The 19683-nt window shown below is 56.4% G+C and carries 21 protein-coding genes; 14 read left to right on the top strand and 7 right to left on the bottom strand.

Translation table 11 applies throughout. The annotated features are described in order from the left end of the window. Nucleotides 1-24 precede the first annotated feature (24 nt). Entirely contained in the window at nt 25-1365 is a 1341-nt protein-coding gene (locus AAC620_RS10650; RefSeq protein ID WP_340244877.1) for an efflux RND transporter periplasmic adaptor subunit, read from the top strand. A gap of 2 nt (nt 1366-1367) precedes the next feature. Beyond that, nucleotides 1368-4739, top strand: coding sequence for an efflux RND transporter permease subunit (locus tag AAC620_RS10645; RefSeq protein ID WP_340244875.1), 3372 nt, complete (start codon nt 1368-1370; stop codon nt 4737-4739). On the opposite strand, the gene AAC620_RS10640 is transcribed toward AAC620_RS10645, so the two are convergent. Further along, nucleotides 4736-5590, bottom strand: coding sequence for a protein-disulfide reductase DsbD domain-containing protein (locus AAC620_RS10640; RefSeq protein WP_340244874.1), 855 nt, complete (start codon nt 5588-5590; stop codon nt 4736-4738). The genes AAC620_RS10645 and AAC620_RS10640 overlap by 4 nt on opposite strands. 116 nt (nt 5591-5706) lie before the next feature. On the opposite strand from AAC620_RS10640, the gene AAC620_RS10635 reads away from it, so the two are divergent. Then, nucleotides 5707-6309 (top strand): YqgE/AlgH family protein, encoded by a 603-nt coding sequence (locus tag AAC620_RS10635; RefSeq protein WP_317656708.1) that lies wholly within the window; start codon nt 5707-5709, stop codon nt 6307-6309. Here the strand turns inward: AAC620_RS10635 and AAC620_RS10630 are convergent. Beyond that, nucleotides 6306-7286, bottom strand: a complete 981-nt coding sequence (locus tag AAC620_RS10630) for an L-threonylcarbamoyladenylate synthase (protein WP_340244872.1) — start codon at nt 7284-7286, stop codon at nt 6306-6308. The two genes, AAC620_RS10635 and AAC620_RS10630, sit on opposite strands and share 4 nt — an antisense overlap. Nucleotides 7287-7380: 94 nt before the next feature. On the opposite strand from AAC620_RS10630, the gene AAC620_RS10625 reads away from it, so the two are divergent. The 3 genes from AAC620_RS10625 (at nt 7381) to AAC620_RS10615 (ending at nt 9267) form a co-directional block, all read left to right on the top strand. Then, the gene (locus tag AAC620_RS10625) at nt 7381-8406 is read left to right on the top strand and encodes an MBL fold metallo-hydrolase (RefSeq protein WP_340244870.1); all 1026 of its coding nucleotides are present in this window, start codon (nt 7381-7383) and stop codon (nt 8404-8406) included. Between the two features lie 126 nt (nt 8407-8532). After that, entirely contained in the window at nt 8533-8673 is a 141-nt protein-coding gene (locus AAC620_RS10620) for an aa3-type cytochrome c oxidase subunit IV (RefSeq protein WP_340244868.1), read from the top strand. A gap of 18 nt (nt 8674-8691) precedes the next feature. Next, nucleotides 8692-9267, top strand: coding sequence for a hypothetical protein (locus tag AAC620_RS10615; protein ID WP_340244866.1), 576 nt, complete (start codon nt 8692-8694; stop codon nt 9265-9267). A 99-nt stretch (nt 9268-9366) separates the two neighbouring features. Here the strand turns inward: AAC620_RS10615 and rpsU are convergent, their stop codons facing one another. Then, the gene (gene rpsU, locus AAC620_RS10610; RefSeq protein WP_009806335.1) at nt 9367-9573 is read right to left on the bottom strand and encodes a 30S ribosomal protein S21; all 207 of its coding nucleotides are present in this window, start codon (nt 9571-9573) and stop codon (nt 9367-9369) included. A gap of 105 nt (nt 9574-9678) precedes the next feature. Between rpsU and AAC620_RS10605 the strand changes: the two genes are divergently transcribed. Continuing rightward, nucleotides 9679-10386: a COQ9 family protein gene (locus AAC620_RS10605; protein ID WP_340244861.1), complete on the top strand. Its 708-nt coding sequence runs from the start codon at nt 9679-9681 to the stop codon at nt 10384-10386. Nucleotides 10387-10412: 26 nt separating this feature from the next. Further along, nucleotides 10413-11399: an NAD(P)H-quinone oxidoreductase gene (locus AAC620_RS10600; protein WP_340244957.1), complete on the top strand. Its 987-nt coding sequence runs from the start codon at nt 10413-10415 to the stop codon at nt 11397-11399. Here the strand turns inward: AAC620_RS10600 and AAC620_RS10595 are convergent. Then, the gene (locus AAC620_RS10595; RefSeq protein WP_340244860.1) at nt 11396-12103 is read right to left on the bottom strand and encodes an HAD family hydrolase; all 708 of its coding nucleotides are present in this window, start codon (nt 12101-12103) and stop codon (nt 11396-11398) included. The two genes, AAC620_RS10600 and AAC620_RS10595, sit on opposite strands and share 4 nt — an antisense overlap. Before the next feature lie 155 nt (nt 12104-12258). Here AAC620_RS10595 and clpS point away from each other — a divergent pair, with 155 nt between their 5' ends. From clpS to AAC620_RS10580, 3 genes are read left to right on the top strand one after another with little or no spacing between them, the layout of a single operon-like run. Beyond that, nucleotides 12259-12582 carry an ATP-dependent Clp protease adapter ClpS gene (clpS, locus tag AAC620_RS10590; protein WP_317656706.1) on the top strand — a complete coding sequence of 108 codons (324 nt, stop codon included), beginning with the start codon at nt 12259-12261 and terminating at the stop codon, nt 12580-12582. 21 nt (nt 12583-12603) lie between these two features. After that, the gene (locus AAC620_RS10585; RefSeq protein WP_340244859.1) at nt 12604-13626 is read left to right on the top strand and encodes a methyltransferase; all 1023 of its coding nucleotides are present in this window, start codon (nt 12604-12606) and stop codon (nt 13624-13626) included. Between the two features lie 20 nt (nt 13627-13646). Then, nucleotides 13647-14459 carry an SDR family NAD(P)-dependent oxidoreductase gene (locus AAC620_RS10580; RefSeq protein WP_317656550.1) on the top strand — a complete coding sequence of 271 codons (813 nt, stop codon included), beginning with the start codon at nt 13647-13649 and terminating at the stop codon, nt 14457-14459. A gap of 61 nt (nt 14460-14520) precedes the next feature. Here the strand turns inward: AAC620_RS10580 and AAC620_RS10575 are convergent, their stop codons facing one another. Beyond that, complete coding sequence (locus AAC620_RS10575) at nt 14521-15276, bottom strand: DUF1013 domain-containing protein (protein WP_340244855.1); 756 nt, start codon at nt 15274-15276, stop codon at nt 14521-14523. 133 nt (nt 15277-15409) lie between these two features. Here AAC620_RS10575 and AAC620_RS10570 point away from each other — a divergent pair, with 133 nt between their 5' ends. From AAC620_RS10570 to AAC620_RS10560, 3 genes are all read left to right on the top strand, one after another. Then, complete coding sequence (locus AAC620_RS10570; protein ID WP_340244854.1) at nt 15410-16057, top strand: ribonuclease T2; 648 nt, start codon at nt 15410-15412, stop codon at nt 16055-16057. 69 nt (nt 16058-16126) lie between these two features. After that, on the top strand, nt 16127-17122 hold the full coding sequence (locus tag AAC620_RS10565) for a type I glyceraldehyde-3-phosphate dehydrogenase (protein WP_340244853.1): 996 nt from the start codon (nt 16127-16129) through the stop codon (nt 17120-17122). A 20-nt stretch (nt 17123-17142) separates the two neighbouring features. After that, a complete protein-coding gene (locus AAC620_RS10560) occupies nt 17143-18591 on the top strand; it encodes an NAD-dependent succinate-semialdehyde dehydrogenase (RefSeq protein WP_340244851.1) in 1449 nt (482 codons plus the stop codon). Nucleotides 18592-18713: 122 nt separating this feature from the next. Here AAC620_RS10560 and recR read toward each other — a convergent pair whose 3' ends face one another. Both recR and AAC620_RS10550 read right to left on the bottom strand, forming a co-directional pair. Next, complete coding sequence (gene recR, locus AAC620_RS10555; RefSeq protein WP_340244850.1) at nt 18714-19325, bottom strand: recombination mediator RecR; 612 nt, start codon at nt 19323-19325, stop codon at nt 18714-18716. Nucleotides 19326-19330: 5 nt separating this feature from the next. After that, nucleotides 19331-19675 carry a YbaB/EbfC family nucleoid-associated protein gene (locus AAC620_RS10550; protein ID WP_340244848.1) on the bottom strand — a complete coding sequence of 115 codons (345 nt, stop codon included), beginning with the start codon at nt 19673-19675 and terminating at the stop codon, nt 19331-19333. Between the last annotated feature and the right edge of the window lie 8 nt (nt 19676-19683).

The raw sequence follows: 19683 nt of genomic DNA, 5'->3' as shown, positions 1-19683 counted from the left end.
CTTCCCTGCTGAGGCGATACATTTATGAGATTTTTCAATCGTGCATTGACGGGGTTATTCCTAAGCGCTGTGACCTTCGGACTGTTATCCTTGGCGGTCGGGCTGATCTGGTCATCTTTGCAGGAACGCATGGGCGATCAGGGCAGTCGCCCGCCTGCCCGAGAGCGGGTTTTTGCCGCCGAAGTTCTGACGCTGACCCCGCAAAGCTTGCGTCCTGAACTGACTGCGTTTGGCGAGATTTTGCCGCGGCGCAGTCTAGAATTGCGGGCGGCCATCGGGGGGCGTGTGGTCGAGCTTGCGCCCAATTTCCGCGAGGGGGGGCGTGTTGAGGAAGGCGCGCTTTTGGTGCGGATTGATCCTGCCGAGGCAGAATGGGCGCGCGACACCGCCGCGGCAGATCTACAGGATGCTGAAGCGCAGGAAGAGTTGCGCCGCCGCGCGCTAGAGCGGGCGCGTGATCTTGCGGATCGCGGTGTCGGCAGTTTGGCCGCGGTTGAGGCGGCGGAATTGGCCGTGGCTTCCGCCAGCCAAGCCACATTGGCCCGCAGACAGGCGCTTGCGGATGCAGAGCGGCGTTTGGCTGATACTGAAATTCGCGCTGGATTTGCGGGGGTTTTATCCGAGGTTGATTTGGCCGAAGGGCGGCTGTTGAGCGCGAATGAGCAATTTGGCCGCCTGCTTGATCCTGATCAGCTTGAAGTCGCCTTTCGTCTATCGACCGCGCAATATGCGCGTCTTGTTGGCGAAGATGGCCGCCTGCCGCAAGTTGATGTGGAGTTGCGCATTGATCTGGGTGAGCAAGTTTTGACCCTGCCTGCACGCCTGACGCGGGAAAGCGGGGCGGTGGGTGAAGGGCAAACGGGGCGGTTGCTCTTTGCCGATGTGCTGCGCCCTGCGGGCTTGCAAGCGGGGGATTTTGTCACTGTTCATGTGACCGAGCCCGCGCTTGAGGGCGTCATGATTGTGCCTGCCACGGCCTTGGCCGATGGCGCGCATGTGCTTGTTTTGGGGGATGAAGATCGCCTTGAGGAAGCCGAAGTGACGCTCCTGCGCCGCCAAGGGGATGATGTGATTTTCCGCGCGGATCACTTGGCAGGCCGTGAGATTGTGGCCGCCCGAACCCCCGTCTTGGGGGCGGGGATCAAGGTTGACCCTCTGCGCCCTACAGCCGATGGCAGCCTTCCTGAGGTGGTTCAAGACGAGGAGCTAGAGCTTGACCCTGAACGCCGTGCGCGGCTGATCGCCTATGTTGAAGGCAACAGCTTTATCCCTGATGATGTGAAATCGCGGCTCTTGGATCAATTAAACCAACCCCGTGTGCCAAGTGGGGTGGTGGCGCGGCTTGAAGAACGAATGGGGGGCTAACCATGCGTAGCCTTCCGCCACAGGCCTCGGGCATATTATCTTATTTCACGCGTCACCGCACGGCGGCCAATTTGGTTTTGGTTGCATTGATCGTGGCAGGCTTGTTTGCTCTGCCCAATATGCGCGCGCAGTTTTTTCCCGATGTTGTGGTGGATGATATCGACATCTCGGCCCGATGGGATGGGGCAGGGGCTGAGGATGTAGATGCCGCCATCGTGGGCGTCTTGGAACCTGTTCTTTTGGCGGTTGATGGTGTTGTCGCATCCGAGGCCACCGCGCGTGAAGGTGTGGCCAATATTCGTTTGGAATTTGAGCCCAGCTGGGACATGGCGCGTGCAGCGGATGATGTGCAGCAGGCAGTCGATAGTGTCACCGACCTGCCCCAAGATGCCGATACGCCAGAGGTGCGGCGCGGCACATGGCGTGATCGCGTGACCGATGTGGTGATTACAGGGCCCGTGGCACCCGCCCAACTGGGTCGCTTCGCAGATGAATTCGTGGCGCGCCTCTTTGATCAGGGGGTGACACGCACAACCATTCGCGGGGTCGCTGCCCCGCAGATTTTGATCGAAGTGCCAAGTGTGCGGTTGATTCAATATGATCTCACAATGGCTGATATTGCGGCGGCCATCGCGGCCGAAGTCGATACCGCGCCTGCAGGGGCGGTTGATGGGGCCAATGCACGAGTGCGGGCAGGATCAGCCAAGCGCAGTGCAGAGGAGATCGCGGCAATTGCCCTTATTCGTGACCCCAATGGGCGCACAGTCTCGATTGGGGATGTGGCGCGGGTGATGGAATTGGCGGTTGACCGCGAAAGTGCATACTTCGTGGGTGGCAACCCAGCAATGACGGTGCGGGTGGATCGCTCGGATAAGGGTGATGCGATTTCCATACAGGCAACGGTCGAAGAGATCGCCACGCAAATAGAGGCGACCTTGCCGCAAAATGTGCAGATTGATCTGATCCGCACGCGCGCAGAGTTTATTTCGGGGCGTTTAGAAATTCTGTTGTCCAATGGCGCGACAGGGTTGGCCTTGGTTCTTGGCTTGTTGTTTTTGTTTCTCAATGCCCGCACCGCATTTTGGGTGGCAGCGGGCATCCCCGTGGCGATGTTGGCCGCAATTGCGCTGATGTATGCCGTTGGGATCACCCTGAATATGATTTCGCTTTTTGCTTTGATCATCACTTTGGGGATTGTTGTGGATGATGCGATTGTGGTGGGCGAACATGCCGACTACCGCCATCGTGCCCTTGGGGAAGACCCTATCACTGCCGCCGAAACAGCCGCGCGGCGCATGGCAGCGCCTGTTTTTGCCGCGACCCTCACCACTGTTTTGGCATTTGCAGGACTTGCTGCCATTGGCGGCAGGTTTGGGGATTTGATCGCTGATATTCCCTTTACTGTTATCGTGGTGCTGACTGCCAGTTTGGTGGAATGTTTCCTAATCCTTCCCAATCATATGGCGCATGCTTTGGTGGCGAATGCGAAGGATGCTTGGTATGATCGCCCCTCACGTTTTGTGAACCACTGGTTCGAGAGGCTGCGCGGGCGTTATTTCCGCCCCTTCATCGATTTTGCCGTTAAAGCACGCTATCCTGTTGTGGCCGTGATGCTGCTGCTTTTGGCCACCCAAGCCGCCAGTTTCTTGCGCGGTGATGTCACGTGGCGCTTTTTCAATGCGCCTGAGCTGAGCTCCGTTTCAGGGAATTTTGCCATGCTTGATGGGGCAGGGCGTGAGGATAGCCTTGCCATGTTGGCTGAAATGCAACGCGCGGTTGAGGCCGTTGCAAGCCGGTATGAGGCTGAGCATGGCCGCAACCCAACCTCTTACGTCTTGGCCGAAATTGGTGGGAATACGGGCGGCAGTCTTGCATCTGCCGATGGGAAAGACAGCGATCTTTTGGGGTCAATTTCCATCGAGTTGATTGACCCTGACCTGCGCCCCTATTCCTCCTTTGCTTTTGTTGCGGACTTGCAAAATGAAGTGCGGCAAAATCCGATGGTGGAAGAGATCAGCTTTCGCGGATGGCGCGGTGGGCCAGGTGGCGATGCGATTGATGTTCAAGTCACGGGGGCGGAAACCGAGGTTCTCAAGGCTGCGGCCGAGGCCGTCAAAACCGCGCTTTTGCCCTTTGGCGAGGTATCGGGTTTGGCCGATGATCTGCCCTATGATCGGCAGGAGTTAAGTTTATCTCTGACCCCGCGCGGTGAGGCCTTGGGATTTGAAATTGAGGCTTTGGGGCGGATATTACGCAATCGCTTGGGTGGGGTTGAAGCGGCAAGCTTTCCCGATGGGTTGCGCACGGCCACCGTGCGGGTGGAATTGCCGCAAGGCGAGTTAACCGCTGATTTTCTGGATCGCATGTTGTTGCGGGCGGATGGCGGCAGCTATGTGCCCTTGGCCGATATTGTTTCGGTTGAGACGCGGACGGGTTTTTCCACAATCCGCCGCGAAAACGGACAGCGCGTGGTGTCAGTGACGGGGGATTTATCCGAAGATGACCCGGCCCGCGCTGAGGAAATCATGGAGCAATTGCGTGATCAAATCTTGCCAAATATTGAGGCGCAATTTGGGGTGACCACGACCCTTTCGGGCTTGGCCGAGCAGGAACGCGCTTTCTTGGACGATGCCCTTGCGGGGTTCTTGGCCTGTATGGTTGGCATTTACATCGTTTTGGCGTGGATTTTTGCAAGCTGGCTACGCCCGCTTGTCGTGCTATGCGTGATCCCGTTTGGCCTGACGGGGGCGATATTTGGCCATTGGCATTGGGATGTGCCTTTGTCGATGTTTACGGTTGTGGGTCTGATTGGGATGACGGGTATCATCATCAATGACTCGATTGTTTTGGTTTCAACTGTGGATGAGTATGCAAAAGACCGTGGGCTGATCCCTGCCGTTATTGATGCTGCCTGTGATCGTTTGCGGCCCATTCTTTTGACCACCCTCACCACGGTTCTGGGTCTCGCGCCCTTGTTGTTTGAAACATCGTCACAGGCGCAGTTCCTCAAGCCCACTGTGATTACGTTGGTTTATGGTTTGGGCTTTGGGATGTTTGTTGTTTTGCTCTTGGTGCCAGCGGTTTTGGCAATACAAGCTGATATTGGAAAGCGTGTGCGCAGCTTGCGCCGCGGCTTGGGCCATCGCGGGCGGATTGGTCAAGCAGGCGCCACACTTTGGCTTGCCTCTTTGGGGGTGGTTCTCTGGTGGGGTTTGGTCATGGGCGGCCCAATCTTGACGGGCGGGGCTTGGGGATGGGGGGCCGCACTCCTACCCGCAAGTGCCCTGACGGCGTTCCTTGTCTTTAGCCTTGGCGTGCTGATCTTGGTTTTGGGGCTTGCCGCGGGGGTCGCTTATCAAAATCGCAAGACCTAATGCGCCACGCAGCCCTCAATCTCGATCGCGCGATGAGAGCCGACAAGTGTGATGCGCAGGTCTGAGCGCTCCATCGAAAAGGGCAGGCCTTGCGGGGGCACCAAATCCGCCGTTGCAGTGATCTGCCCCGCGTTGCGCTGAAAGGCGGGCGGCGACATCCAGACATCTGGGAGGGGCAGCTCTAACATCATCGTTTCAGGCGCGCCTAAATCGGGGGCGGTGACCTCTACCGACACTTGCAACCCATCTGAAATTGGCCTGATTGCACATCGGGCAGGGCCAACGCCCACTTCTGCGGCGGGGGTGGGTTGATCTGCCAACGCCTGCAGGATCATCGGATCACGAGCGCCGCTATCTGGTAAAATACCCTCAAGCTCAAGGGTGATTGGCATGCAAATTTCGTCACAAACACCAATGCTCAACTCTGCCGAAAGGGGCATGGGGCCAAGGCCGCGGGGCATTGCAAGCTCAATCGGAAAGACCACGTGATCATGATACCCAATATTGGGCGTGCCCGCTGTGAAGATCACTTCGGGGCGGGGGAAATGCATCCAAGCCGCTGCAATCTGAGCGTTGCTTTCGATCCGCAATTCAGGTGCGAGGCCCCCATCCCCAGGGCTGCGCCAATAGGTTTTCCACCCTTGGGCTAGGCTGATTTCTACGGCGGCCATGTGATGGCCAGTTTCCATGCGCCATCCCGACAGAAACCGTGCCGTGACGACATCATCACCGTTCAAGGCAACAGTTTGGCCTGACGCGGCGCCCGTGATCCCGCAGGCCATGCAAAACGCAAAAGCGCCCAAAGTGAGGGCGCGCGCGGCGGCATTGCATGGGGTGGATCCATTCATCATAGCCTCATTGGTTAGCGGCAGACGCCATGAATGAAAAGTCACGTTTCGGCGAAGATGCGGCAAATTCCGCGCGGTCGCCCCTTGTCCTTGCGACAGGCTCCGCGCATTTTGGACATATGAATGAAATTGAAAATATCGACAGTGCGATCGAGACTTTAACGGGCAAACTTTTGGTCGCTATGCCTGGAATGGGGGATCCGCGTTTTGCGCATGCGGTGGTGTTCCTCTGCGCGCATGATGACGAGCAGGCCATGGGGTTGATCATTAACAAACCTTTGGCCGAACTAACCTTGTCTGAGATGTTCGAGCAATTGGGCATTGCCAATGGCTCGGGATCTTTGCCTGATTTACCAATCTGCTTTGGTGGCCCCGTTGAACAGGGGCGTGGATTTGTGCTGCATGAAACCTCCTATGCGCAAGGTGACGCAGGTCATGCGGGACGCCTAGAGGTGGATGACACATTCGCCATGACCGCGACCCTCGATATCCTAGACGATATTGCGCAAGGCGAAGGCCCAGATCAGGCGATTGTCGCCTTGGGCTATGCGGGCTGGGGTCGGGGCCAGTTGGAAAGTGAGATTGCGCAGAATGCGTGGCTGATTTGCGAGGCCGCGCCTGATCTGGTTTTCAATGTGGATATGCCGCGCAAATGGGAAGCTGCCCTTGCAAAATTGGGCATTGATCCGATTTTGTTGTCTGCGCAGGCAGGGCGCGCTTAATCGCGCGGGGCGGCAGCCCGCATCAGTCGATCATTGATTGCAAGGCCCAATCCCTTTTGTGGGACAGGCGCGACATCAATCCCAGTTTTGCCGTGCAATGCCAGTTCCGCATCGGCGTGATGCAGGATCGAAAACAGTGCCGCAGCCGCTTCGCGCAAATCGCCCTTTTCCGAGAGGGTGAAATCTGCATCCCCAATCGGGCCAAAGGCAATGCGTAGCCGCGTTGGATCGCTGAGATCCTGATTGATGCGCAGCGGTGCATTGGGGGCGTAATGGCTGCTCATCTGACCAGGTGCAGCTACGTGTCCAGGCGTGAGGTCAGACACAAGCGCCCCCGTCAGCGCGCTAATGTCTTCGCGCGCAATGCCACCCTCGCGCAGGAGTTTCGCGGGCTTCTGACTTGCGTCCACGATGCTTGACTCAAGGCCTACGGGGCAAGGCCCACCATCTACGATCGCCGCGATGCGATTGCCCAACGACCGCGCCACATGTTCAGCCGATGTGGGGGACAAGCGCCCTGATCTATTGGCAGATGGTGCCGCAATTGGGCCACTAAAGCGGCGCAAGATATTTTGGGCCACAGGGTGGTTTGGAATGCGAATTGCCACAGTCGGCAGACCCGCACTGACCAAGGGGGATAGCCCGTGATCAGGGCGCAGGCGCAAGACTAAGGTCAAAGGGCCGGGCCAGAAGCGATCTGCCAAGATCCGTGCGGTATCGGTCACCTCTGCAATTTGCGCCACCCGTGCGAGGTCAGCCACATGCACGATCAGCGGGTTGAATGTAGGTCGCCCTTTTGCCTCAAAGATTTTGGCACAGGCTTGGTCATTGCGTGCGTCTGCGCCAAGCCCGTAGACAGTTTCCGTGGGCAGCGCGACCAATTCCCCCTGTTCTAACAAGCCACAGGCCCGCGCGATCCCCTGCTCATCAGGGGACAAACGGGCGGGGCAGTCTTGGGTGGGTGGCACTTGTGACATTGGGGTTCATCGCCTAGGACGGCACTGGTGTTTGCGCGGCCCGATATAGCTTGGGCACGCTGTGAAGCCAAGCCGCGCTGCAAAAGGGTGTAACATGATCCACTATCCACACGAGACCCCACCTGCAAAAGGCACTGCGCGGGAAATAGCGGATGGCATCCTGTGGATACGGTTATCCATGCCCTTGGGCTTGGACCATGTGAATGTTTATGCCTTGCGCGAACCAAATGGCTGGACGGTGATCGACACAGGGCTTGATACAAAACTCAATCGCCGTGAATGGGCCGCGATTATAAAAGATGATCTGCGCGGTGATCCTATCTTGCGGGTGGTTGTCACCCATCACCACCCCGATCATGTCGGGCTTGCGGGTTGGTTTATGGCACAAGGCGCGGAATTATTGATGACCCGCACCGCATGGCTGACGGCAAGGATGCTGACCTTAGACGAGGAGCCAACACCGAGCCCAGAAGCGGTGTCTTTTTGGCGTGGGGCGGGCATGGATGAGGCGCTTTTGAGCAAGCGCCTTGATAACCGCCCCTTTAATTTCTGTGACACAGTTTATCCTTTACCCTTGGGCTTTACGCGGTTGGAGGAAGGGGCGGTGCATCGTCTTGGCGGGCGTGACTGGGTCGTGCATTTGGGCCAAGGTCACGCGCCAGATCATGCCACCTTATGGTGCCAAGATGCGCCGCTTGTTTTGGCGGGGGATCAGCTTTTGCCATCGATATCGCCCAATCTTGGGGTCTATCCTACAGAACCGATGGCAGATCCCGTGGCCGAATGGCTAGAAAGCTGCGCAAGGTTTGAAACCATGGCGCGCGAAGATCATCTTGTTTTGCCAGGTCACAAGCTGCCCTATCACGGATTGCCTGCACGATTGGCGCAATTATCGGACAATCATCACGGTGCGCTTGCCCGATTGCGTGAACATTTGCGCTCGGAACCCCGCACAGCGGTTGATTGCTTTGCCCCCTTGTTCAAACGCCAGATTGATGAGGCGAGTTATGGGCTAGCGATGGTCGAGGCCGTAGCCCATCTCAACCATCTCTATCATCTGGGCGAGGTTGCCCGTGAAATGGACGTGCGCGGTGCATGGGTTTGGCAGTTGCGCAGTTGAGGGCCCCGCCCAGCTTCCTTGTTGCCTTGTAAGATTTTTACGCAGATCGTGTCACAGTGTCGCGTGACAGGGCGTATGAAATTCGGTATGCGCATCATAAAAGCGACCAGTTCAATGGAGACGACCATGGCAAAGAACGAACATAAGCACGGCTCGATGGATATCAGCGAGCAGGAGAAAACCTTTGATGGTTTCATGACATGGAGCATGCGCGTTGGTGCTGTTTCGATCGCTGTTGTGATCTTCTTGGCCCTTTTCGCCCGCTAAGTTTGAAGCCGAACACCGATGGGGTGGCGTTCGTCTCTTACAGTTTTGTGTCTCGCGCTGGCCCTTACGGGCTGCGCGAATCCATCGATTTGGGCCAGTGATCAAGACATTGCGACAGCAAGCTATCGCGAGCCAGGGCCAACGCGCATCACACTTTTGACAATGCTGCGCAGTGAAACAGGCACGGGTGCGCATAGTGCCCTTGTTGTCGATGACGGGACACAGCGATTGCTGTTTGATCCTGCCGGCGGTTGGTTCCACCCTGCCGCACCCGAACGCAATGATGTGCTCTTTGGAATGAATCCCACGCTCTATGGGTTTTATTTGCAATGGCATGCGCGCGAGACTCATCATGTCGTAGCGCAAGAGGTTCTTTTGCCGCCAGAACAGGCGCGATTCGTGGCGCAGCGCATTCAGGAAATTGGCCCTGTCCCCAAGGCAAATTGTTCGCGCTCAATCTCGGAATTGCTTGGCGAATTACCGCAGTTTTCCGATTTGCCAGTTACATGGTTTCCCGAAAAGACCATGGAAAATTTGGCCCGCTATGATGGCATCCGAACCTATGAAATCTGGGATAATGATGACGAAGGGTGATCCCTTCACCCTCTGAGCATAGCGCAAAAGAAAACCCCCGTGCCAAAAGGACGGGGGATATCTTTTTTGAAGAAAACTTCGCATTTGCGAAGGTTCTGCTTAGAGCAGACCCTCACGCTGCGCTTTTTTCCGCGCCAGTTTGCGCGCGCGGCGGATTGCTTCCGCTTTCTCGCGTGCTTTCTTGACGGAAGGCTTTTCGAAATGTTGCTTAAGCTTCATTTCACGGAAAACGCCCTCGCGCTGAAGTTTCTTCTTCAGAGCGCGCAATGCTTGATCAACATTGTTGTCGCGAACACTCACCTGCATGTGGTGTCACCACCTTTCTAAGTTAGAGTTTCAAAGTTGCAGGAAGTGGCCGTCTAGCAAGAATCTGCTAAGTTGTAAAGCAACGCAGAAAAATGGAGTGATGCGATGGAAAGCCAAGCCACGACCGAGCTGAAAGCGCGCATTGTCACCGCAGCATTGGATCATGTGCCATTTGATGGGTGGTCTGATGCAGCCCTTTGCGCTGCGTTGAGCGATTGCGATGTAGACACAGAAACGGGTCGCGCGCTTTTCCCTCGGGGAGCGGTTGATTTGGCCTTGGCCTTTCATCGGCAGGGGGATGCAGATTTGTTGCGCGCCATGCGCAATGCTGACTTGTCTGAAATGCGCTATCGTGATCGCGTGGCTTATGGAGTGCGCCTGCGCCTTGAGGCGGTCGCCGACCACAAAGAGGCCGTGCGCCGCGGCACCACCTTGTTTGCCCTGCCCATCCATGCCGCAGATGGCGCCAAAGCCGTCTGGGAAACCGCTGACAGCATTTGGGAGGGGCTTGGGGATCGCGCCAATGATTTCAATTGGTATTCCAAGCGTGCGACATTGGCGGGGGTGTATTCGGCTACTGTGCTTTACTGGTTAGGGGATCAATCGCCAGATCACGCTGCGACATGGGCGTTTTTGGATCGCCGCATCGATGATGTGATGCAAATCGAAAAGCTAAAGAAATCTGTCAATGAGAACCCTGCGCTTAAGCCTCTTATGGCGGGGCCAAATTGGCTACTTGGAAAGATTCGCCCGCCTGCGCGGGTCGCACGAATTGACCTTCCGGGATATATTCGTCCAAAAGACCAACAGTGAAATCTGTTCTGGAGAGTTACATGACCCTGCCTGAAACCATGCGCGCGGTTGAAATCAGCGAGGCGGGCGGGCCAGACGTATTGATGCTGTGCAGTCGCCCTTGCCCCCGTCCTGCGGCTGAACAGATTTTGATCAAAATTGCCTATGCAGGGGTAAACCGACCCGATGCGCTGCAACGGGCGGGGCTCTATGATCCGCCAAAAGGGGCCTCTGACCTTCCCGGTCTTGAGGCCTCTGGCACAGTTGTGGCGGTGGGCGAGGCTGTGTCCGAGTGGAAAATCGGGGATCAGGTCTGTGCACTTTTGCCAGGCGGGGGGTATGCAGATTATGCGCTGACCCATCAATCCCACGCTTTACCCGTGCCAAGCGGTATGGATCTGCGCGCTGCGGCTGCGCTTTGTGAGACGTTTTTCACTGTGTGGGCAAATCTGTTTCAACGCGCCGCTTTGCGCGCGGGTGAGCGGCTCTTGGTGCATGGCGGCGCATCTGGGATTGGCACAACGGCCATTCAATTGGCGCGTTCTTTTGGGGTGCGGGTTTTTGTGACCGCAGGCCAAGATGAAAAATGCAGAGCCTGCAAAGCCTTGGGGGCGGAGCGGGCGATCAATTACCGCACGGAAGATTTCGTTGAGATCATGCGGGCCGAAGGGGGCGCTGATGTCATTCTCGATATGGTGGGCGGGCCATATCTGCCGCGCAATATTCGGGCTTTGGCGGATGACGGGCGGCTTGTGCAAATCGCCTTTTTGCAGGGCGCGAAGGTTGAGCTGAACTTTACACAGATGATGACGCGGCGGTTGACGCTTACAGGGTCGACCTTACGGCCGCAATCAGATGCCGCCAAAGCCGCAATTGCGTCTGAGTTGCGCGCTCATGTTTGGCCCTTGCTCGAAACTGGCCAAATTGCGCCCGTGATGGATAGCAGCTTTGATCTGACCGAGGCCGCCGCTGCCCATACCCATATGGAGGCGTCCGCCCATATCGGAAAAATCGTTCTCGAAGTTGCGCCTTAGGCCTGCTCCAAGGTTTTGACCAGCGCAGGCAGCCCACCCAAATCGGGTAGGCTGTGATAGCGTGCGTGGGTTTGGGGCGCGTCTGCCTCCTCCAACGCCCAGATATAGGTTGACGGCACATAGACCCCAAACGCCCCTGCCTCAAGGGCGGGGATGACGTCCGATTTCATGGAATTGCCCGCCATCAATGCCACATCGGCACTCGCGCCATGCCGCGCGAAAGCGCGGGTGTAAATTTCAGGTTTCTTGTCGCTGACAATTTCAACGCCATGAAAATACTCGCCCAAGCCTGATTGCGCCAATTTGCGTTCTTGGTCGAGAAGATCGCCCTTAGTGATCAGCACCAATTTGTGGCTTTGCGACAGATCGCGCACCACCCTGTCGGCATGGGGCAGCAGGGTGATGGGATGTTGGAGCATGTCCTGACCCGCGGCCAAAATTTCCGCGATAACTGCACCGCTGACTTTTCCTTCGGTGACTTCAATCGCGGTTTCAATCATGGAGAGCATGAACCCTTTAATGCCAAATCCGTAATGGCCGATATTGCGCCGCTCTGCCGCCAAGAGGCGGTTGTGCAAATCGTCTTCAGCGCAGCAATCCGCCAAAAGTTCTGCAAAGCGCGCTTGGGTTACGCGGTAAAATTCTTCGTTCTGCCAAAGCGTATCATCTGCGTCCAAACCGATTATTTGCAGCTTTTTTGTCATTGGGTTATGCACGACCGCAGGCAGATGCCTTGTGGCCCCTTTTCTGAATCACCTTGCGGCTTATATAAAGGCACATGGACGATGGCACCATGAGCACGCCAGTTTTAGACCAGATGGCCAGTTTTGGAGTAGATATGCGGCGCGATGGCTTGACGATGATGGCGAAACCTCCTGTGGAGGAAAACGACACCACCGTTATATCCAAAACAAAACCAAAAACGCAGCGGCCCCCGATGTATAAGGTGCTGCTTTTGAATGATGACTATACCCCGATGGAGTTTGTCGTTCACGTTCTTGAGCGCTTCTTCGGCATCTCTCACGCGCAGGCGGTCGAGATTATGCTGACTGTGCATAAAAAAGGGGTGGCCGTTGTGGGTGTCTTCTCTTATGAGATCGCCGAAACGAAAGTGGCGCAGGTGATGGAATTCGCGCGCCGCAATCAGCATCCGTTGCAATGCACCATGGAGAAAGAGGACTGATCCCCAGTCCCGCCGCCGCTTATGACCCCAGACAGATGGATTTCCGCGCTTGAGCAAAAAGCGCTCAGCTTGCCGCCCCTTTCGGCGGTTTTGATTTATGGTGCCACGGGCGATATGCAACTTGATGTGTTCGGACAGGCTCGTCTGTTGGCTGTGCAAGGGTTTTACCCCGATTATGCCCGCGTTGCGGCCCGTGGAATTGAAGTGCATCCTGATCTGCCAGCCGATGCGGTGGACGCGTTTGATCTGGCCTTGGTTGCTGCCCATAAATCAAAAAAATTGACCCTGTCGCGGATCGCACAATCACTGATGGCATTGCGCAAGGGTGGTATTTTGATGGTGGACGGGGCGAAAACCATCGGGATTGAATCGATCCTCAAGGCCCTGAAATCAACCTTTGACGGCGTAGAAGTTTTTTCAAAATCGCATGGCAAATTGATTTGGTTCGCGCGCCCAGATGTCCTGCCCCAAACCTGCGCGGAATGGGTTGGCTGCGCCACGGAAACCGAAGATGGCCATATCGTGCCAATTGGCAGCTTCTCTGCGGATGGGCCAGATCAAGGATCGGAAATACTGATTGCACTGGCCCCTAAACTTAAGGGACGCGTTGCTGATCTTGGGGCGGGTTGGGGATATATCGCCGCCCATATTCTGGATGAACAGGATAGTATTGAAACCCTCGATTTGATTGAGGCCGATCACGCGGCGCTTGAGGCCGCCCATCAGAATGTCGATGATCCGCGCGCGCGCTTTTTCTGGGCAGACGCGACTGCATATAAGCCTGATGCACTTTATGATGCGATTTTGTGCAATCCGCCTTTTCATACATCACGCGCGGCTGATCCTGCCTTGGGGCAAGCGTTTATTTCGGCGGCAAGTCGCCTGCTTAAGCCTTCGGGACAATTTTTAATGGTCGCAAATCGTCACCTGCCCTATGAATCGGCGCTGAAGGCGAATTTTTCAACGGGCCGCATGTTGGCCGAGATGCAGGGCTACAAGCTCTATCAAGCTGGGAAACCGAAAGCTGCGCGATCCGCGCGATGATCGGCAAAGGGGTTTTTGGAATGTCTTTATCCATCCAAGGGAAAACTGCGATTGTGACGGGGGCCGCCAATGGGATTGGCCTTGCGATTGCGCGTCATTTTTCTGACCTTGGCGCGAATGTCGTGTTTACAGATCGCGATGAGGAGCGGCTTTTTGATGAATGTGGCGCCTCAGATGATGAGCGCGCGCCAAATATTCGCGCCTTTGCGGGAGATTTGAGCGAAAAGCTGACAGTGGCCAATTTGATCTCGGCCACGATTGATGCCTTTGATCGGGTCGATATTTTGGTCAATGCGTGCCGCCAGATCATACCAACGGACCCGTTTGATCCTGCCGATACCAGCATTGAGCAAATGTTGCAGCAAAACCTGTTTACATCGCTGCGCCTGAGCCAAGCCGTTGCAAAAAAGATGATTGCCCAAGCCGAAGGGGATGACCGCGATGATGAGACGCGCGGCGCGATTGTGAATATCTCGAACATCGCTGCGATGCGCAGCCATCCTGATTTGATGGGCTATTCGGTGTCGTTAGCGGCGCTTGAGCAATCTACGCGGTCTTTGGCATTGTCCCTCGCCCCAAATCGTATTCGTGTGAATGCGGTGTCTTTTGGGTCGGTGATGTCCGCGAGCCTTCAAGCGGGTTTGGCAGAAGATGAATTGAAGCGCAAAGACATCCAAAGCCACACACCGCTTGGCCGCATTGCTTCGGCGCGCGAGGTGGCGGGTGCGGCCCAATTTTTTGCCTCGGATGGGGCGGGATTTGTTACAGGGCAAGTTCTCTGCGTGGATGGTGGGCGCAGCCTGCTTGATCCTGTTGGCGTGCCTTTGCATTAAAAAAAACCGCGCAACCTTTGAGGTCGCGCGGTTTTCAGAGGGCAGGCGTTATAACGCCTGATTATTTGTCGTCTTCGTCTTTATCATCTGGCAGGTTAAAGAAGCTGTCCGCATCATAGGTCTTTTCTGTTTCGTCCCCGTCCTCATCGGCGGCAGACGCATTGCCTGAGAGGCTGAATGTTTCAAGACCTGAAATCGCGCTTGGCATTTTGGGCTCTGGATCACCTGCAAGGCTTTGTTCGGTCGAGACCAATTTACGGCGCTCATCATCGGTCATAACCAGACCTTCTTTGGCGCGTTTCGCGTTGGCTGATTGCACGGCGGCATCCAATTCAGACTGCTTGCACAGACCAAGCGCAACAGGGTCGATTGGTTGGATGTTGGAAATGTTCCAATGGGTGCGTTCGCGGATCGCTTGGATGGTTGGTTTGGTGGTGCCAACCAATTTGCCAATCTGGCCATCGGACAGCTCTGGGTGGAATTTGACCAACCAAAGGATTGAAGCAGGACGATCCTGACGCTTGGACAGGGGCGTGTAGCGTGGGCCACGGCGCTTTTCCTCGCCCAGTGCGGCGGGGTTATGCTTCAGCTTAAGCTTATGCGCGGGGTCTTTCTCGCCACGATCAATCTCGTCTTGGTCGAGCTGGTTATTGGCAATCGGGTCAAAACCCTTGACGCCTGTGGCTACGTCACCATCTGCAATCCCTTGCACTTCCAATTCATGCAGCCCGCAGAAATCGCCGATCTGCTTAAAGCTGAGCGTGGTGTTATCCACCAACCAAACGGCGGTGGCTTTTGCCATGATGGGTTTTGTCATTTTTAGCTCCTTTTCGGATGCAATCGGGCGGGCGCTGAAACAACGCTGCGGCGGGGGCCGCAATTCCTCGATTTCGGGGAAGTTGCCCGTTATATAAGACAGCGATTGGCGCAAGGAAAGAGGGAAACGCGAGATGGGGTGCAGATTGATGCGTGCGGGGCTTTTGGCCTTTGCACTATGTGGCGCGGCACTCCCTGCGCGGGCCGATCAGGCGGGGGTGTTTGACCTTTATGTCTTAGCCCTCAGTTGGAATTCAACATGGTGCGAGATTGAGGGGGATGAGCGTGGCGCGGCTCAATGCGAGACGGGCGCAGGCCATGGGTTCACCTTGCACGGGCTTTGGCCACAATATGAGGAGGGGTGGCCCAGTTATTGCTCAACACCCGCGCGCGGCCCAAGTGATGCGTTGACGGCAGGCATGGTTGATATCATGGGAAGCTCAGGCCTTGCGTGGCACCAATGGCGTAAGCATGGGGTCTGTTCTGGCCTGCCTGCTGAGGATTACTTCGCCCTATCGCGCCGCGCTTATGCGGCGGTGACTGTGCCTGCGGTTTTGACCCAACTTAATCGGCCTGTCCGCCTGCCAGCCGAAGTGGTGGAGGACGCGCTCCGCGAAGCCAATCCCGATTTCAGTGACGCTGGTGTTGTCACCACCTGCCGCGCAGGTCGCATCGCAGAACTGCGCATTTGTCTGACCCGCGATTTAGAGCCCCGTGATTGCCCTGCCGATATGGGGCGCGATTGTTCTTTGCGTGAGGCGCTGTTTGATCCAATCCGCTGATGCATGCTTGCACCTTCGCGGTGGGCATGCATCACTCGCCCCCTCACAGCAATCAGGAGATTCGGCATCATGACCGCCCCCATTCGTGTGGCAATAAATGGCTTTGGTCGCATTGGGCGCACCGTGCTGCGCGCGTGGCTTAAGGGCGGTTGGCCCGAGGTTGAGATTGTCGCCATCAACGACATCGCCCCTCTCAAGACCTGCGCTTACCTGTTCGAATATGACAGCGTCTTTGGCCCTTACGCGGGCGAGGTGACCTGCGGTGATGGCGCATTGGTGATTGATGGACGCCCGATTGCCTTTACCTGCGAGCCTGATCTGGCGGCGCTGCCCCTTGCGGGGGTGGATATTCTGATGGAATGCACAGGGCGCGCCATGGATCGGCGGATTGCCGAGGCAGGTTTGCGCGCAGGTGCCGCACGGGTGCTGATTTCTGGCCCCTCCGTTGATGCTGATGTGACGCTGGTCTTGGGGGCGAATGATGCGGCCTTAGTGCCCGAAGCGCGCATTGTGTCGAACGCATCTTGCACCACCAATGCCACAGCCCCCCTGATGCGGGTTCTCGATGAGGCCTTTGGGGTCGAGACGGCTTTGATGACGACAGTGCATTGTTATACGGGCAGCCAACCCACCGTGGATATGCCGATGGGGGATTTGGTGCGATCCCGTGCGGCGGCCTTGTCGATGGTGCCCACAACGACCAGTGCGGAAAAGTTGATTGATCTTGTGCTGCCCCATCTTGCGGGGCGGATCACAGGCTCGGCCATTCGGGTGCCAACGGCAAGTGTCTCTTGTATCGATTTGGCGGTTATCACCGAGCAGCGACCATCGGTTGAGGCGGCGCGCGATGTCCTGCGCGCAGCCAAAGGGCCGATCTTAGGCTATACCGAGGCGCCTGTTGTCTCGACTGATCTTCGGGCGCGCCCCGAGTCTTTGATCGTGCAAGGGGATCAGATCAAACGCTCCAAAGGCGGGATGCTGCGCGTCTTTGGGTGGTATGACAATGAATGGGGATTTTCTGCGCGCATGTTGGATGTGGCGCGCAAGATGGGGGCGCAAGCCTGAATAAGAAAGGAGCGAGGAGCATGGCAGATTGGAAAAACTGGATGCGCGAGGCGAATTACATCGCAGGCGCATGGGTGGGCGCGGATGATGGTGCTACCTTGGATGTTACAAACCCCGCCACGGGCGAGGTGATTGGGCAAATTCCAAAATCTGGCCAAGCAGAAACCATGCGCGCGATTGATGCAGCCCATGCAGCTTTTCCCGCTTTTGCAGCGATGGACTTGATGGGACGCTTGGCGCTTTTGTGGAAATTGCACGATGCGCTGATGGATAACCAAGACAGTTTGGCCGAATTGTTGACCCGCGAGATGGGTAAACCTTTGGCAGAAGCGAAGGGCGAAATTGCCATCGGTGCGCAATATCTGCGGTGGTATGCAGAGGAGGCCCGCCGTGTGAAAGGCGAGATCGTTCCCGCAGGCGTCAATGGCCGCCGTATTTTGGTAACAAAGCACCCCGTGGGTGTTGTGGGTATGATTACGCCTTGGAATTTCCCCTCCTCGATGCTGGCCCGCAAACTTGCGCCTGCTTTGGCGGTTGGCTGCACAGTTGTCGCGAAGCCTTCGGAAGAAACCCCCTATTCAGGCTTGGCTTGGGCAGCTTTGGCCGAGGATGTGGGCTATCCCAAAGGGGTGATTAACATCGTCACGGGGGATGCACCCGCCATTGGTCGGGCGATGATGGCCCGCCCTGAATTGCGCAAAGTGACCTTCACGGGCTCGACCAATGTGGGCAAATTATTGATCCGCCAGTCAGCTGATACAGTCAAGAAAGTCTCTATGGAATTGGGGGGGAATGCTCCATTCATCGTTTTTGACGATGCTGATCTGGATCGTGCGATTGACGGGGTAATGGCCTCTAAGTTTCGCAATTCTGGTCAGACCTGCGTTTGTGCCAATCGTGTTTTTGTGCAGGCAGGTGTGCATGATGAATTCGTGGCGAAACTGGTTGAGAAAACCCGCGCGCTGAAACTTGGAAATGGCATGGATGCGGGCGTGACCCAAGGGCCGTTGATCAATCAAGCGGCGTTGAAAAAGGTCGAGGGCTTTGTGGAAGACGCCAAAGCCAAAGGTGCCACTGTGGCCACAGGCGGCATGCGGGATCAATTGGGCGGCACATTCTTTCAGCCAACGGTTTTGACAGGGGCCAAAGCCGACATGGAATTTGCACAGGAAGAAATCTTTGGCCCTGTTGCGCCCGTGTTCAAATTTGAGACAGATCAAGACGGGATTGATATGGCCAATAACACCCGCTTTGGCCTTGCGGCTTATGCCTACACCTCCGATTTGGCGCGCGCGATGCGCCTTGATCGAGATTTGCAATATGGCATGGTCGGGATCAATTCTGGCATGATCACCACGGTTGAGGCCCCCTTTGGCGGCGTCAAGGAATCGGGCCTTGGCAAAGAGGGCGGCAGCCAAGGTGTCGAAGATTATCTTGATACCAAATATGTCTGCATTGACGGGCTCTGATCCCACTTCCCTCGACCTGATGCGTGTGGGGGATTGCGCATATGGTCGAGGGGCGCGTGGATGCGCATGAGGCATGCATATGCCCTGACCTGTAAAACGACCGCTTAGGTTTGGGATTTAGGTTAAAATGATTTCCGCGCGCTCAACGCCGCGGAAATCGTGCCATCGTCAAGATAGTCCAATTCGCCCCCGATGGGCACACCTTGCGCCAGTGATGTGATTTTCACGTGTCCTTCGCGCGCCATTGGGGCGAGTTCGCCTGCAATGTAATGGGCGGTGGTTTGACCATCAACGGTGGCATTCAGCGCAAGGATCACTTCTTCAATTCCATCTCTAGCGACCCGCTCAATAAGGCGCGGGATACGCAGATCGTCAGGGCCAACATCGTCTAGTGCCGATAGCGTGCCACCCAAGACATGATAACGTCCGCCAAAGGCGCGGCCGCGTTCCATCGCCCAAAGATCGGCGACATCCTCGACCACGCAGATTTGGCCATTGCCCCGCTTGGGGTTGGTGCAAATTGCGCAGACCTCATCGGTTCCGATATTGCCACAAGAGAGGCATTCACGCGCGTCACGGGCCACTTCGGCCAAGGATTGCGCCAAGGGTGTCATCAGGCCTGCGCGTTTTTTGATCATGTGCAAAACCGCACGCCGTGCCGAGCGTGGCCCAAGACCAGGCAAGCGCGCCATCAGCGCGATCAATTCCTCTATTTGGCGCGCGCCTTCGCTCATCGAAATCAGAAGGGCAGCTTCATGCCTGCTGGCAGGCCAAGCTCAGCAGTGATTTTTTGCAATTCTTCCTGACTGCGATCAGAGGCTTTTGCTTGCGCATCTTTGATGGCGGCCAAGATCAAATCTTCGACCACTTCCTTGTCATCCCCATTAAAGATGGAGGGATCGATATCCAAACCCACCAATTCGCCTTTGGCGCTGGCTATGGCCTTTACGAGGCCTGCGCCTGCTTCCCCTGTGACACGGATTGTGTGCAGGTTTTCTTGCATTTCCGCCATGCGGGTCTGCATTTCTTGCGCCTGTTTCATCATCTTGGTCATATCGCCAAGACCGCCAAGGCCTTTGAGCATATCAATCA

The organism is Roseobacter sp. HKCCA2468 (assembly GCF_037805105.1).
Taxonomy (GTDB): Bacteria; Pseudomonadota; Alphaproteobacteria; order Rhodobacterales; family Rhodobacteraceae; genus M30B80.
This window is presented reverse-complemented; position numbering and strand designations above follow the sequence as displayed.

What these genes read in the sequence shown, in the direction of transcription:
- AAC620_RS10560 (WP_340244851.1), top strand. Translation starts at nt 17,143, where the DNA reads ATGGCAGATTGGAAAAACTGGATGCGCGAGGCGAATTACATCGCAGGC.
- AAC620_RS10635 (WP_317656708.1), top strand. Translation starts at nt 5,707, where the DNA reads ATGAATGAAATTGAAAATATCGACAGTGCGATCGAGACTTTAACGGGC.
- AAC620_RS10615 (WP_340244866.1), top strand. Translation starts at nt 8,692, where the DNA reads ATGGGGTGGCGTTCGTCTCTTACAGTTTTGTGTCTCGCGCTGGCCCTT.
- AAC620_RS10625 (WP_340244870.1), top strand. Translation starts at nt 7,381, where the DNA reads ATGATCCACTATCCACACGAGACCCCACCTGCAAAAGGCACTGCGCGG.
- rpsU (WP_009806335.1), bottom strand. Translation starts at nt 9,573, where the DNA reads ATGCAGGTGAGTGTTCGCGACAACAATGTTGATCAAGCATTGCGCGCT.
- AAC620_RS10580 (WP_317656550.1), top strand. Translation starts at nt 13,647, where the DNA reads ATGTCTTTATCCATCCAAGGGAAAACTGCGATTGTGACGGGGGCCGCC.
- AAC620_RS10585 (WP_340244859.1), top strand. Translation starts at nt 12,604, where the DNA reads ATGACCCCAGACAGATGGATTTCCGCGCTTGAGCAAAAAGCGCTCAGC.
- AAC620_RS10595 (WP_340244860.1), bottom strand. Translation starts at nt 12,103, where the DNA reads ATGACAAAAAAGCTGCAAATAATCGGTTTGGACGCAGATGATACGCTT.
- AAC620_RS10620 (WP_340244868.1), top strand. Translation starts at nt 8,533, where the DNA reads ATGGCAAAGAACGAACATAAGCACGGCTCGATGGATATCAGCGAGCAG.
- AAC620_RS10565 (WP_340244853.1), top strand. Translation starts at nt 16,127, where the DNA reads ATGACCGCCCCCATTCGTGTGGCAATAAATGGCTTTGGTCGCATTGGG.
- AAC620_RS10645 (WP_340244875.1), top strand. Translation starts at nt 1,368, where the DNA reads ATGCGTAGCCTTCCGCCACAGGCCTCGGGCATATTATCTTATTTCACG.
- AAC620_RS10630 (WP_340244872.1), bottom strand. Translation starts at nt 7,286, where the DNA reads ATGTCACAAGTGCCACCCACCCAAGACTGCCCCGCCCGTTTGTCCCCT.
- AAC620_RS10550 (WP_340244848.1), bottom strand. Translation starts at nt 19,675, where the DNA reads ATGCTCAAAGGCCTTGGCGGTCTTGGCGATATGACCAAGATGATGAAA.
- AAC620_RS10650 (WP_340244877.1), top strand. Translation starts at nt 25, where the DNA reads ATGAGATTTTTCAATCGTGCATTGACGGGGTTATTCCTAAGCGCTGTG.
- AAC620_RS10640 (WP_340244874.1), bottom strand. Translation starts at nt 5,590, where the DNA reads ATGATGAATGGATCCACCCCATGCAATGCCGCCGCGCGCGCCCTCACT.
- AAC620_RS10605 (WP_340244861.1), top strand. Translation starts at nt 9,679, where the DNA reads ATGGAAAGCCAAGCCACGACCGAGCTGAAAGCGCGCATTGTCACCGCA.
- clpS (WP_317656706.1), top strand. Translation starts at nt 12,259, where the DNA reads ATGATGGCGAAACCTCCTGTGGAGGAAAACGACACCACCGTTATATCC.
- recR (WP_340244850.1), bottom strand. Translation starts at nt 19,325, where the DNA reads ATGAGCGAAGGCGCGCGCCAAATAGAGGAATTGATCGCGCTGATGGCG.
- AAC620_RS10575 (WP_340244855.1), bottom strand. Translation starts at nt 15,276, where the DNA reads ATGACAAAACCCATCATGGCAAAAGCCACCGCCGTTTGGTTGGTGGAT.
- AAC620_RS10570 (WP_340244854.1), top strand. Translation starts at nt 15,410, where the DNA reads ATGGGGTGCAGATTGATGCGTGCGGGGCTTTTGGCCTTTGCACTATGT.